The following is a 13,553-nucleotide window of genomic DNA, read 5'->3' on the forward strand; positions in this document are numbered from 1 at the left end:
CGACACCTCTGTTCCGGCTCGCGCTCGTTCATAACACCGTCGAAGCGTAGCTTGTTTGCTGACGCTGCAGAAACTGGCGGTGGCGATGCCCTATATCGAGTCCGACGGCGTGAAGCTCTATTTCGAGGAACACGGTCGGGGCTATCCGATCATTTTCATTCATGAACTCGAATCGGACTTGCGAAGCTGGGAACCGCAGGTTCGCTATTTTTCCCGTAGCTACCGGTGCATCGCCTACAACGCCCGCGGATATCCGCCCAGCGACGTCCCGGATGATCTAACTTCGTACGGTTGGGAATCCGCTGTGCGAGATGTGGGTCACGTTCTTCGCGGCCTCTCGATCCCGCAAGCCCACGTCGTTGGATCCAGCATGGGCGCTTACGCCGCGCTGCTGTTCGGGTTGCAGTGCCCCGAAAGCGTGAGTGCCATCGTTGCTGCAGGAGCGGGATCAGGCTCGCCACCCTCAGACAGGGAAGCGTGGCTGAAGAAGACGCCGGTTCTCGCCAGAGCCCTTGTGGCACGAGGCATGGATATGATGGCCGACAGAATGGCTCATCATGCCACGCGCATTCAGTTCAAATGCAAGGATCCGAAGGGCTGGCAAGAATTCTTGGATCGGCTCAAGCAGCAATCGGCGCGAGGGATGTCGAACACGCTCCGCCAAGTCCAGGCGCTGCGACCGTCCTTGCATGATTTTCTGGGGGTATTCTCGCAGATGACGATCCCGGTGTTGCTCGCCCTGGGTGACGAGGACGAACCATGTCTAGAAACCAGCCTGATGCTGAAGACCACGATTCCAGCCGCCGGCCTCTGGATTTATCCCAAGACCGGCCACGCCATCAATCTCGAGGAGCCTGCTGCTTTCAACGCACACGTTGAATATTTCTTGAATGCCGTTGATCGCGGGAACTGGTGCCGTCCCGTCTCCGAAACGGCGTCCTCGACCTGCGAAGTGTCCCCTAGTCAATTGCGATCCGCAGGGGTGCTTCCATGAAGCCGAGAGTCGCAGTGTCTCTTTCCGACGGCATGGCCGCACGTCTGGCGGTGGCGGCTCAGCGTCCGGGCTTCAGCAAGTCGGCTGTCGTTGAGGCCGCTCTTGATCATTTTCTGGCCCTCGATGACGAGAGGCCGTCAATCGATCTGCGTCTGAACGCGATCAATCTTCAACTCGAACAGCTCGATCATCATCTGCGAGTGGTCAGGGAGACTGTCGCGCTCCAGGCGCGATTTCACCTCGCTGTCACGCCGTCGATGTCGGGCGCGGCGCTGCGCACCGCCTGTACCCTCGGATCCGAGCGTTTCAACGAATTTGCAGCGCAAGTGGCAAGGCGCGTTCAGCTGCGCACATCTCTCCTGACGGAAGCGCTCGAACGCGTAAGTGGGATTGGCCAGGAGGCTCTCGCGTCGGTGTTCGGAGATGAACAGGCGGGCGCTGGCAACACGGTTTCTCAGCCCTGGGCGCCGGCTCGTGGTGACAAGGCCCTGGACCAATTTCAGGATAATCGAGAGGATAGCGGCAGGTGCACGACGCACGCCGCGACCAAAGACACGGACCTCGGCAGCACGCCACTGAGGACACGACGCTTCTCGGCTCATCTGGCTTTGATTCTACGGGTCTTCCTGCCATTCGTCGCTGCCTACTACCTTTCCTTTCTGTTTCGGACCATCAATGGGACGATCGCACAATCCCTCAAATCGGAGTTTGGTCTGGGCGCCGACGACCTTGGCCTCTTGACCTCGATTTATTTTCTGACCTTCGCGGCTGCTCAGATCCCAATCGGCATCTTGTTGGATCGATATGGTCCACGTCTGGTTCAGAGCTCGGTTCTCGTAGCCGCTGCCATTGGCTCGGCCGTGTTTGCTGTCTCCGATAACTTCTGGCTGCTCCTTGTTGGACGGGCGTTGATTGGCCTCGGCGTCGCCGCAGCGCTTACAGCCGGACTGAAAGCCATCATTCTCTGGTTTCCGAACGACAGAGTCCCACTGGTCAACGGCTTGATGATCATGCTTGGCGCGCTCGGCGCCGTAACCGCTACGGTGCCCGCGGAATATCTGATGTCCTCAATTGGGTGGCGTGGACTGTTCGAGTTCCTCTCAATCGGCTCGGCGGGATGTGCCTTCATCATCTTCCTTGTTGTCCCGAAGGCTACATCGTCGCCGAAACGACCGGGCGAGGGGCCAGCTCATGGCCTGAGGATGGTGTTTGCCGATCCAAATTTCTGGCGCATGGCCCCGGTCTCGGCAACATGCATCGGCACGGCCTGGGCTCTGCAAGGCTTGTGGGCAGCGCAATGGTTCTCCGACGTCGACCGCCTCGACCGACCCGAGATGCTTCAAGGCCTGCTCATCATGGCCGTCGCATCAAGCCTCGGAGCGTTCACGCTGGGCTTCGCCGCTCACAAGCTTCGGCAACGTGGCATCGGCCCGCGCGCGCTCCTTGCATGGGTCGCCCTTGTCTTCTTCGCCGCGCAGCTCGCTCTCATCCTGCGACTGCCATTGCCAACGTGCTTGCCGTGGGTGATCGTCGCTGCAGTCAGCGCAGCGACCGTCCTCAGCTATTCGATTCTCGCCGACTGCTTTCCCAAGGAACTCGCCGGACGCGCGAACGCTGCACTGAATGTCTTCCATATTGGTTGCGCGTTCATCGTCCAGTACGTAACTGGTCTGGTCGTTCAGCACTGGATCCCTCTGGACGGGCACTATCCGGAAATCGCCTATCAGACCGCGTTTGCGCTGAACCTCCTGGTTCAAGTCGTGGCGTGGATCTGGTTCCTCCTGCCCGCATCCTTGTCGCGAAGACAGGCGAGGGTCGCTGCGAGTTAGAGGTTTGAGTTGGTCCATCGCCGACGGTCAAGGCCGGTACAAGCTGGACCAGCTTGCAGTCTTTCGCGCGGAAGGAAAGGCGTTTTCGTATTTCTATGAACAGGCGACGTCCGACCGACGAAGGACTTTGCACTCCGACGTCAAGACAAGCCGGCCAGCGAAGATTGGCGACGACCGTCCATCAAATGCGCTTGGGCCATGTCGCTCGAGATTCGTAAGATGACGCGGAGGATCCAGTGATGCTGCTGCCACCTGAGCGCCCCCGCGTGCGCCAGCGCCCGCAGGCCGGGCTCTCGTGAACCGAGCCCGCAAGGGCGGTCTCGGCCTTCGGCTTCGATCCCTGGCGCAAACATCGCCGCTTCAGAACACTCCGCGTCAGCGTGTGCGCGTCAATCATCGAGCGAAGGTGGAACGCGACTAGCGTCGGCGAAGCAGCAAGACAAGATCTTGCGGAGCCGGCCGCTGCGCGGCCGGCGCATTTTGATGGCCCCCGGAAGGCGGGGTGGGCGGCGCTCCCGTATAGCCCCGAACCGGCGGCCCGCAACCGCGCCCCTTCAAAGTTCGTCCATGCCGAAGGCTTGCGAAGGCGCGGTCCTCCGCTTGCGCTCCGGCCGTTCCGGTGCGGACCGCCTCAGGCGTTCGGGGCTTTCCGGTCGCTCTTCGCCGCCCACCCCGCCTTTCGGGGGCAGGACGCGGAAGAAGAGCGAACGGAGATCATCATGGCCAAGCGTTCAACGCGTCGTCACGCGGCAGAGGCGAAACCAAGCCTCTATGAGGTGATCACGAACAAGATCATCGCGGAGCTGGAGGCAGGCGTCTTCCCATGGGCACGGCCTTGGGGAGTGCCGGGCGGCGCCGATCAGCCCTTCGCGCTTCCCAAGAATGCCGCCACCGGCAAGACCTATTCCGGAATCAACATCCTGATCCTGTGGGGGCGGCTGTTCGAGGTGGGCTACACTTCGGGGCGGTGGCTCACCTTCCGCCAAGCCACAAGCCTCGGCGGGGTGGTGCGCAAGGGCGAGCACGGCGTCACCGTATGCTACGCCGATCGCTTCATTCCCAAGGGCGAGCAGGGCAGCACGGACAGCCCCAACCGGAATGAAACGGAAAAGGAAGAGGCGGCTATTCCCTTCCTGCGCCGCTATACCGTCTTCAACGTCGATCAATGCGACAATCTGCCTGAACACTGTCTTGCTCGCGCGCCCGCCTTGCCCGAGCGCGAAATCGTGCCGCAGGCCGAGGCGCTCGCGTTCGCGACCCGTGCAGACATCCGCATCGGAGGCGCACAGGCGTTCTATAGACCGTCGACCGATACTGTCCACGTCCCGCCGCAGCCCGCTTTCTTCGAGCAGATCAACTATTACCGGACCCTGTTTCACGAGCTTGGACACTGGAGCGGCCATGGCAGCCGCCTCAACCGTGACCAGTCCGGCGCGTTCGGCTCGAAACTGTACGCGAGCGAAGAGCTGATCGCGGAACTGACGGCCGCTTTTGTCTGCGCCGCGCTGTCGATCAAGCCGACCGTGCGCCATGCCGACTATCTGGGATCGTGGCTGAAAGTCCTTCGAGAGGATAGCCGCGCCGTCTTTCGCGCCGCCAGCAAAGCCTCAAAAGCCGCCGACTTCCTGCTCGCGTTCGGCGCGTCGGCATCGCTCGCCCCAACCGAGACCGAGCCCAAATCGTCAGACCTCGCACCCTGCGTGCCTTGAGGCTCTTGCGGCGCAGCCGCACGCCCCTCGCGCGTACCGCAGGCGGCCTCTCGACACCGGGCTCTTCGAAAGGTCGCTCCCAACCCATTGAGCCCTTATCAAAGACAAGGACTCTAACCATGGAACTGCGCAATATCGCTCTCAGCGACCTCAGAATAGCAACCGTCAACGTCCGCCACAGCCGGAAAGCGCAGGATGTCTCCGACATCCTGCCTTCGATCCGCGCCCGCGGCGTCCTTCAACCCTTGTTGGTCCGTGCATGCGGCGATGTTTTCGAAATCGTCGCGGGACGGCGGCGTTATTTCGCGGCGAGCCAGGCCGCAAAGGAGCAGGGCGTCGCGGTTGAGGACGTGCTTTTGCCGTGCGCGGTAACAGCCGAGGATGGCGACGCGGACGCGATGGAAGCCTCCCTCATCGAGAACGTCGCGCGCGCACCGATGGACGAACTCGAAGAGTACGAAGCCTTTGCAAAACTGTTGAAGCAGGGCCGGCACGTCACTGATATCGCTACGACTTTTGGTCAGACCGAACGCTACGTCAAGCAGCGCCTTGCGCTGGCTGGTCTGCATAGCGCCATCAAGGATGCCTATCGCAACAGTGACATCGAAGCCGAGGACCTTCAATTGCTCAGCTCCGCCACACGCCGGCAACAGAAGGACTGGGTCGCAGCCTTTCAGGCCGAAAGCGATCCACAGAACGACGGCGAAGGAGCGCCACGGGGCTCTGAGCTGAAACAATGGCTGTTCGGCACCGAGCAGATCGTAACAACAACGGCGCTGTTTCCGCTCGACGCGTACAAGGACGACATCATCGCCGATCTGTTCGGCGATATAAGCTATTTCGCCGATGTCGACGCGTTCTGGGCATTGCAGAATGCTGCCATCGCTGGCGTCAGGGATGAACTTGCCGCCAAGGGCTGGAAGGTGACCGTGCTCGACAAGGGAACGCGCTTCCCAGCATGGCAGTATGATGAGGCCGCGATGGAGGACGGCGGCGAGGTCTTCATCGAAATCCGCGCGAATGGCGAGGTGGAGGTCCACCAAGGCTATCGCGCGTACCAAGATGCGCAGGATGGCGACAATGGCGCACGGGACGGCAATGGCGAGGAGGCGCAAGCCAGAGCGCCCGCCGCGAGAAGTGAGTTGACCAAGGCCGCCGAAAACTATCTGGCTCTGCACCGGCACGCCATCGTCCGCGCCGAGCTTCTCGCCCATCCGGCCGTGGCGTTGCGCCTTGCCGCTGCCCACATGATCGCAAGCTCGCCGCTCTGGAGCGTCAAGCCCGATCCGCAGCGCGCAGAAAAGGAAGCCATTGCGGACAGCGTTGCAAAGTGCCCGGCCCAGGCGGCGCTTCGCGCAGAGCAGAAAGCGGTGCTGGACCTCCTGCAACTGGAGAAGAGCTACTCGGGTACGCTCACGCGCGGCAACGGTGATGCCCATACCGCCGCAAGCCTCTTTGCCCGGCTCCTTACGTTACCGGACGAAGTGGTGTTGCGGGTCATCGCCCTCGTGATGGCCGAAACGCTCGCCGCGGGTTCGGCGCTCACCGAGGCCGCGGGCATGGTGGTCAAGCCCGAGGTGGCGCGGTGGTGGAAGGCCGACGATGCCTTCCTTGATCTCATCAGGGACCGGACCGCGATCAACAGCCTTCTGTCCGAGGTCGCCGGCAAGGGCGTTGCCGACGCGAACGTGTCGGAGCCCGGCAAGGTCCAGAAGAAGATCATCCGCGACTGCCTCAATGGCGAGGGAAGGCTGCGCGTGGATGGATACGTGCCGCGCTACATGGCGTTTCCGATCGGGCATTATGATCAGAGCAAGACGCTCGAAATCGCCACGACCTCAGACGCCATTAAGGCCTTGTTTACTTGAGTCTGGCGCAAACGATTCGGGCGCGGCGGCTTGCTCCGCGCCCGAATTGGGCCTTGCCGAGTCGCCAAAGAGTCAACCGCCGGACTCCCAAATTTAGGCGATAGCGCCGCCCGCGACTCGCCCTATAGCTCCGTTCAGAAGAGAGCCAGCCCAGAATAGGCGTGCACCACCTCTTGGAGACGAAGATGGCGCGCCCGACGAAACTGCTGCCCGATCCATATGCCGCGACGCTCAAGCGCATTTGCCTGGCGCAAGCTGTCGTGTGTGTTTCAACGCTGACATCGACCGCCGTGCTGCTGTCGCACGTCGTGGCGGCGATGAACGGGTCGCATTAGCGCATGATCCGGATAAGGATGCCCTCGGGCTTGATCTGGAGGATCACGCGCAAACAAAATGGGGAGGGGCCTGCCTGGCCGGGCTTCGATAAGGCCTTTAATACCCATGCGACCTGAAAATTGAAAAGCCGAACCCGACGGCGGATGCACGCCTCGTGGTCCGGCTTGTTAATTGAGCGTCGCTGAAACACATCAAACCGCGGCAACATCAGCTCGCGAAGGCAAACCGCACGCACCTTGATGTGTCTCAGAAAAGTAGGGTCGGCAGACCTACTTCTTCTTGGCGGTCTTTTTCTTCGCCTTCTTCGCCTTTGCCTTCTTTGCTTTCTTAGCCATGTAGCCCTCCGTGTCCCATGTTCAATGCAGGTCGAGCATCGACGTGCATGAACGAGAGCGTACACCACAATCGCAAAATTGATACTGCTCGCTTCGAAGAGGGTAAACGGCGCTCGCATGTCGCGCTCTTTTGCGTAGAGAAGAGTCGCTTGGCGATGCGTTGGCGCTGGCTCCGCTCTCGAGAATATCCGAGCTGGCGCTGACATGAGGCTGCGCCGTCAGTGTCAAGGCTCTCGCCTTGCTCTCGCATCAACCCGCCGACGAGAGAATAGTTCTCGCGGACCGCTTTCGCTCAGGCCGTGTCTTGACAGTCCGCCGGATTTTTAGATCAGGCAAACACGCTGTCATCGTCCTCGCCAGCACCTCCCGAGATTGGAAGAGCTTGCGCCGACCGAACTCGGGCGCAGCGGGCGACAGGCTCACATAGCCCTTGCGGCTGTTCTCGCCGCGGCGGACCAACCCCTCACTGACCTCCAAACCCTGGATGATGCGCCGGCAATCGGGATGGGTCTCGGCGGCCTTATCGCCGCTCGGGATGATGTCGATGTCGGCTCGGATCGAGGCGGCCCTGAGCTGGCCCTAGTAGCTGCCATCGTCGTTCTTGGTGACGTATCCGATCGATATGCTCTGCCTTTCCTTCCGTTGAGCGGGTCCATCCCCTCACGCGTGGCGAAGAGACCTATGGGAAGCGCCCCGCCTGCAAAACCCTCGCTGCCAGCTTTTTTCCCCGCCGGACGAAGAGGTCCGGCTCCTCGCGGCCGCTGCGCTTCAAAAAAGCTGTCTGCTCAGGTGCTCCGCGTTCGCTTCGCCCCGCGAGGTGCGGGTTCGAAGGCGTTCCGCATCCCATCACGGTCTTGCCATCGCGAGGGGATCGGCTCCTCGCGAACAACGAAGAGAGGACAAGACCATGACTGCGATCGGATACGTCACCAAGAATGACAACGGCAGCTACAAGGGCCAGCTCAAGACCGTCTCGATCCGGGCCGACATCGACATCGTCCCGAACCGCGACAAGACCGCCGAAACCCACCCCGACTTCCGCGTCCTGACCCAAGGCGTCGAGATCGGAGCAGGCTGGATCCGCCGCGGCGAGAACAGCCGCAAGGAATATGTGAGCCTGTCGCTGGCGGCGCCCGAGTTCGGTCCGCGCAAACTCTACGCCAATCTCGGCAGAGCCGCCGGCCAGGACGATGACAGCGTGTTTGCTCTGATCTGGAATCCAGCAGACTAACGCCAAACGGCCTCCGCGAAAGCTCCTCGCGGAGGCCGTTCTCGTGCCGGATTCGGCGGCCATGACGGATGCCGGAAGAATTCTCCGTCGAGGCCGCGATTGAATTGCTACTGCACTTCGTTGCCGAGCAGCCGCGCAGACGGTCACGCCGCGCCCTGCAGTCCCGCCGGGTATGATGGCGGCGATTGGGCGTGGGAATTCTTGCGCCGAAACCAGGATTATATCGCCGACTGGCGCTGCTCGGTCCCGCGGCACCTGCCGTACATCACGCTCAAGGACGGCACGCAGTTGTTGCGGCTCAGGCGACGATATCCCCGCGCCGAGAAATGGGGGCTCCATGCCTTTCCCGATCCGAAACTATGCGCGCACCAGGCGCCCGCGTTCTGGCATGCCAAGGCCTTGAAGCGCGTGGTCCGGCTGAATGCAGGGAAGGTCGACGAGGCCGAACAGGGCGTCCAACAAACCCTTGCCGACTTCAGGGCGGATCGCAGGGCAGTGATCGGCGTCGATGGCACGGCTCTTGTGCTGTTGAAGAGAAGGGGAGTTCACGTAGCCCTCGATATTCGCGGCCTTTCCGTGCTCACCGCGCCCTTTGAGCCGGCCTATGAAATGCGCGGCTTGACCGACATCCCTGCCCAAGCCGAGCTCTTGAAGCGCCTTCACCGCTTCACAGAGCCAGCTCCTGAAGCCGTTGGAGACGTGCCGCCCCCGGTCGACGAGCGGCTCCATCATGCGCTGATCGCGCTCGATGAAAGCCTCAAGGGCAAAAACTACCGGCAAATCGCGATCACCATCTTTGGAGAGAAAAAAGTTGCTGAGGAATGGCTCGGACATAGTCAATATTTGAAGGACCGTACGCGGCGGCTTGTCGCCAAAGGCACCGAATTGATGAAGGGCGGATATCTCGACCTCCTGGGCTAGCCGATTCTGCTAGTCTGCCTTGACCACATTGGCCTGCTCGGGATGGCGAAACCGGGCCCGTCATCTTCGCCACTCCCCAAATCGCTCCCGATCTGACGACGTTGCTTCTTGCACCCGCGGCTCTCGTGGGATGCGAAGAGGAGCGTTTGCGTATGACGAAAACTGAAGAGAATGCGGCAGAGGAGCCGTTCCTCACCACAATTGAGGCCGCCGCCTGGCTGAGGCTCACCAAGAACACGCTCGAGAAGATGCGGGTGCAGGGCCGGGGGCCAGAATATCGCAAGCACGGACGCTACGTCCGCTACCACATCGAGGACCTCGTCGACTGGTCAAAGGCGAACAAGCGGAGGTCGACCTCCGATGCGGACTGATCGCATGCCGTCATGGCAATCGCTTGCCACCCTCTCGGCGATGTGCGCCGGCATCATCGCCATGTTCATGTCCGCGGCGGTCGAGCCGCCGCTCCTGATCTACAATGCCTCGGGCAGCGCGCCCCTCGGTTTCTATTTCGTGGAGCAGAAGCTGCCAGCGCGCGGTGAACTTGCGGTCTTCAATCCGCCGCCGGCGATCGAGCTCATGATCATCGGATACGACGTGCTGCCCGCCCGGGTGCCGCTGATCAAGCAGATCGCGGCCGCCGGCGGCGACGAAGTCTGCCGCGCCAAAACGCCGATCGATGCCGTCTCCGTCAATGGAAAGATCGTGGCTGAAGTCATGGAGAAGGACGGAAACGGGCGGCCGCTGCCATCATGGGAAGGCTGCATGAGGCTCGTCGAGGGCGAGTTTTTCCTGCTGCAGCCGCATCCTCGTTCGTTCGATTCGCGGTATTTCGGGCCGGTCATGCGGTGCGATGTTGTGGGTGTGGCGCACCCGATCTGGACGTGGAATCCGGACGGGTAGTGGTCCCCTCATTGCATTCCTCAGTTGAGCTAGTCGCCGCCGGCCGCCGCGCCGCGAGATTTGTCGCTCACGGGGCAAAAGTACGCGGAGGAGCGCGATATTGACGCGATGATATCATGCGGGCGATGCCTTCGGCCCGCGCTCTACTCGTCGCTTCGCTCCTCACCGAGCCACCCTACTGGGTGTCTCGGCCCTTCGGGTAACGATCGCTATCGCGGGCAGGCGCGATTGGAGGATCCACCGCAATGGGCCGAACTGCATGTTGTCGCTAATCGCCGCGAGTACCGAGAGCTTGGAAGTTGGGCCCTGGGAACCAGCGCAGGAGCCGTAAGCGTCCGGAGCTTGCACCTGGCCTCATCCCTTGACAGGATTTTCGACTTTCCAGGCCCACGGCAGCAGTGCGTCGAGGCGGTTGATGGGATGTCCGTCGACCATCCGCGTGAGCACGTCGCGAAGATAAGTGTAGGGCTCGACGTCGTTCAATTTGCAGGATTCGATCAGCGAACAGAGCACCGCCCAGCGTTCCCCGCCGCCGTCGCTCCCGGCAAAAAGGTGGTTTTTACGCCCGAGCGCCACGGGACGGATCGCGCGTTCGACCGGATTGGTGTCGAGTTCAATACGGCCGTCATGCAGGAAGCGCGTCAGCCCATCCCATCGCGAGAGCGCGTAGCGCATCGCTTCGGCGAGCTTGGCGCGACCGGGCAGCAAGGGCAGCTGCGTCTCCATCCAAAGCCGGAAGCTATCGACGAGCGACCTCGATAATGACCGCCGTGCGGCCAGTCGATGCGCGGGCGATTGACCGCGGATTCTGGCCTCGACGGCGTAGATTTCGCCGATCCGACGCAGTGCTTCCAACGCCAAAGGCGCACCGTCAGCCTCTGCAATTTCGTAAAACTTGCGCCTTGTATGAGCCCAACAGGCCGCAAGGATGATGTCGCCGTTGCCGGTCAACCGCTCGAAGCCGGCATAGCCATCGACGTGCAGGACGCCCTTAAAATGCAGGAGATGCGAGGCGGGGCGCTCGGCCTTTCGATCCGGCGCGAACAGGTAAACCGCTGCCGGCGGCGCCGGTCCACCCCAGCCGCGCTGATCGCGGGCATAGACCCACAATCGCCCGGTTTTCGTCCGTCCTCGGCCTGGATCGAGCACAGGGATAGGCGTGTCATCGGCAAAGAGATGGTCGGAAGCGAACAGGTTTTTGCAGAGTCGTTCGTGCAAAGCTTCAAGCCACCAGCAGGCGCCGCCCACCCAGCCAGCGAGCGTCGAGCGCTCCAATTCGACGCCGTGACGCGCAAAAATCTGCGCCTGGCGATAGAGCGGCGTGTGGTCACAATACTTGCTGACCAGCACCTGCGCGAGCAGGGCCGGAGTGGCCAGTCCGCCCGCGATCGGCCGATCGGGAGCAGGGGCCTGGGTGATGGTTCCACATGCCCGGCAGGCGTATTTCGGGCGGCGGATACGAACGACGCGCAGCTCGGCCGGCACCCAATCCAGCATCTCGCTGACGCTCTCGCCGATGGCATGCAAGGCGCCGCCACAGCACGCGCAGATCTCGCTGCCGGTGCCGAGAACGATCTCTTCGCGTGGCAAATGATCGGGCAATGATTTGCGTTTCGGCGGTGCGGCCGCAGAGGGAACAGGTGTCGCAAGAGCGTCCGGATTGGTCTCGGCAACCGCCAGATCGGTGTCCAGATCTTCAAATCCCAGCGCGAACTGGTCGGCGTCGAGACGCTCGGAGCGACGCCCATATTGCGCGCGCTGAAGCTGTTTGATGATCAGACGGAGGCGCTCGATCTCACTGTTTCGATGCTCGATGAGTGAGGCGATGTCGCGGACCAGACGATGCAGAAGCGCTGGATCGGACGGCAGATTGTTGAGGTCAAGCTGCATATCCGATTCTACTCGGACAGGCTGATTCGAAGAAGCGGATTCGCTATATTTTAAGGGGTTTTGGCGCTCTCAGCCTGCGATCGCAGGTCGCCATCGACGCTCCGGCGTGCGCCAGTCGATGCCTTCGATCAGCATCGCCAGTTGCGCCGGCGACAACGTAACCGTGCCGCCTGGATCGCTCATTCTGGGCCAGATGAAGCCGCCCTGATCGAGCTTCTTGCTGAACAGACAGAGCCCGTTGCCGTCCCAAAACAGGATCTTCAGCATACTCGCCCGCTTGCCTCGGAAGGCAAACAGGTGGCCGGAGAACGGATCCTTCTTCAATGTTTCCTGGACGATGGTCGCGAGCCCGTCGAGGCCCTTTCTCATGTCGGTGTAGCCCAGAGCCAGATGCACTTTCACGCCCGCCGGAACAATCATCATGGTGCGGTCTCCCGGTCGGCGACGTGTCGACGGACGACGTCCGGATCAGCGTCAGTGGGTGCGAAGACGCGCCGCCCGTCGGGCAGTTCGACCGCGACCATGCCATCCGGCGGCTGCAACAGATTATGGAGAACGAGGGGCGAAGGACCGTCCGACGCTGCGTTTGCGACCTCGACCCGAGCCAATTTTGAACGCTTGTCCTTGCCGAAGCCGCGCTCGGCGCGCCATCGGAACAGCACGCTGGTGACGATCCGATGCCGCCGCGCCACTGACGATACCGTCTGTCCTGTGCGCTCAACTTCGAGCACGATCGCCAGCTTTTCCGCGGCAGTGAAGTTGCGCCGGATCGACTTCGCGGGTGTTTCCACGTCGCCAACCCCCGGCGTTGTCAAGACCGATTTGCTGTCCGTCTCCTTAGCACTACCCTTAGCACTAGTGCTTATTTGCGCCCGGGCACTCGGGTGGAGCTGCGCTCGCCAGTCGATTTCCACCTCGTTGGCATCGATCAAATCGCGCCACCGCTGCAGGCCAAAACGCGATATTCCATGGGCCTTGGCGTACGCTCGCACGCTCACTCCGGACCATGTCATCGCCTCGACATGCATGGCCCAGAACGCCTGGACGGCACGGCTGCGCGCGTCGCTGGACAGCTTGAGAGGTCGCCGCAAACGGCGCTCCTCACGCTTCAATTCGGCTTGTACTCTAAGGGCTTCCGCATCGACGAGGACGCTCAGCCAGCGCGCAAAAGTGCCCTGATCCAGGCGATGCTGACGGCAATAACTGCGCCGGCTGAGACCGCTTCTACGCCACGCCTCGATGTGCACCGACCACCAGGTTCGGCGCGCTCTGTTCTCATATTGTTTCCGCCCCACAAGAGATTCTCCATGCTGCAGGAAAATCCAATATGGAACGGCGAGGCATTCTCGAAAGACGTGCGAGAACCGGACGCTTACCAGGAGCCGAGCGGGAGGGCAAGATTAAAGCACTGGCGCCTGACGCCGGCCAAGTCGTTGTCTGCACATCCAAGATTTAGCGCCGCCAAGGCGCGCAGTGTCGCCAAACCGGGCTTACCGCCATGATGGTCCTGCTTGATTGCGTCTGCGTCTTGGCAAGCGTC

The 13,553-nt window shown here is 61.8% G+C and carries 13 protein-coding genes; 9 read left to right on the top strand and 4 right to left on the bottom strand.

All coding sequences use genetic code 11. The annotated features are described in order from the left end of the window. Positions 1-55 precede the first annotated feature (55 nt). From K289_RS45625 to K289_RS50790, 5 genes are all read left to right on the top strand, one after another. Positions 56-994 (top strand): alpha/beta fold hydrolase, encoded by a 939-nt coding sequence (locus K289_RS45625; RefSeq protein ID WP_051310957.1) that lies wholly within the window; start codon positions 56-58, stop codon positions 992-994. Further along, on the top strand, positions 991-2,823 hold the full coding sequence (locus K289_RS45630) for a nitrate/nitrite transporter (protein WP_051310959.1): 1,833 nt from the start codon (positions 991-993) through the stop codon (positions 2,821-2,823). Before K289_RS45625 ends, K289_RS45630 begins: the two co-directional genes overlap by 4 nt. A 719-nt stretch (positions 2,824-3,542) precedes the next feature. After that, positions 3,543-4,532: an ArdC family protein gene (locus K289_RS0130095; protein ID WP_027554890.1), complete on the top strand. Its 990-nt coding sequence runs from the start codon at positions 3,543-3,545 to the stop codon at positions 4,530-4,532. A 119-nt stretch (positions 4,533-4,651) separates the two neighbouring features. Next, positions 4,652-6,400 carry a ParB/RepB/Spo0J family partition protein gene (locus tag K289_RS45635; RefSeq protein WP_035686295.1) on the top strand — a complete coding sequence of 583 codons (1,749 nt, stop codon included), beginning with the start codon at positions 4,652-4,654 and terminating at the stop codon, positions 6,398-6,400. 185 nt (positions 6,401-6,585) lie between these two features. Further along, on the top strand, positions 6,586-6,735 hold the full coding sequence (locus tag K289_RS50790) for a hypothetical protein (RefSeq protein WP_156918259.1): 150 nt from the start codon (positions 6,586-6,588) through the stop codon (positions 6,733-6,735). A 585-nt stretch (positions 6,736-7,320) separates the two neighbouring features. Here K289_RS50790 and K289_RS52995 read toward each other — a convergent pair. Continuing rightward, positions 7,321-7,629 (bottom strand): hypothetical protein, encoded by a 309-nt coding sequence (locus K289_RS52995; protein WP_371260870.1) that lies wholly within the window; start codon positions 7,627-7,629, stop codon positions 7,321-7,323. Between the two features lie 349 nt (positions 7,630-7,978). Between K289_RS52995 and K289_RS0130120 the strand changes: the two genes are divergently transcribed. The 4 genes from K289_RS0130120 (at position 7,979) to K289_RS0130135 (ending at position 10,123) form a co-directional block, all read left to right on the top strand. Beyond that, positions 7,979-8,302 (top strand): DUF736 family protein, encoded by a 324-nt coding sequence (locus K289_RS0130120; RefSeq protein WP_027554893.1) that lies wholly within the window; start codon positions 7,979-7,981, stop codon positions 8,300-8,302. A 120-nt stretch (positions 8,303-8,422) separates the two neighbouring features. Continuing rightward, positions 8,423-9,223: a DUF2285 domain-containing protein gene (locus tag K289_RS47900; RefSeq protein ID WP_156918260.1), complete on the top strand. Its 801-nt coding sequence runs from the start codon at positions 8,423-8,425 to the stop codon at positions 9,221-9,223. Positions 9,224-9,375: 152 nt separating this feature from the next. Continuing rightward, positions 9,376-9,594, top strand: a complete 219-nt coding sequence (locus tag K289_RS0130130; RefSeq protein WP_027554894.1) for a helix-turn-helix domain-containing protein — start codon at positions 9,376-9,378, stop codon at positions 9,592-9,594. After that, positions 9,584-10,123 carry a S26 family signal peptidase gene (locus K289_RS0130135; protein ID WP_027554895.1) on the top strand — a complete coding sequence of 180 codons (540 nt, stop codon included), beginning with the start codon at positions 9,584-9,586 and terminating at the stop codon, positions 10,121-10,123. The genes K289_RS0130130 and K289_RS0130135 overlap by 11 nt, the downstream gene beginning before the upstream one ends. Before the next feature lie 354 nt (positions 10,124-10,477). On the opposite strand, the gene K289_RS0130140 is transcribed toward K289_RS0130135, so the two are convergent. The 3 genes from K289_RS0130140 to K289_RS0130150 form a co-directional block, all read right to left on the bottom strand. After that, entirely contained in the window at positions 10,478-12,013 is a 1,536-nt protein-coding gene (locus K289_RS0130140) for an IS66 family transposase (RefSeq protein WP_027554896.1), read from the bottom strand. Positions 12,014-12,082: 69 nt separating this feature from the next. Next, positions 12,083-12,436, bottom strand: coding sequence for an IS66 family insertion sequence element accessory protein TnpB (gene tnpB, locus K289_RS0130145; protein ID WP_027554897.1), 354 nt, complete (start codon positions 12,434-12,436; stop codon positions 12,083-12,085). Next, positions 12,433-13,308 (bottom strand): transposase, encoded by an 876-nt coding sequence (locus K289_RS0130150; RefSeq protein ID WP_027554898.1) that lies wholly within the window; start codon positions 13,306-13,308, stop codon positions 12,433-12,435. Before K289_RS0130150 ends, tnpB begins: the two co-directional genes overlap by 4 nt. Positions 13,309-13,553 lie beyond the last annotated feature (245 nt).

Origin of the sequence: Bradyrhizobium sp. Cp5.3 (assembly GCF_000426265.1) — a bacterium.
GTDB classification, from domain to species: Bacteria; Pseudomonadota; Alphaproteobacteria; order Rhizobiales; family Xanthobacteraceae; genus Bradyrhizobium; species Bradyrhizobium neotropicale.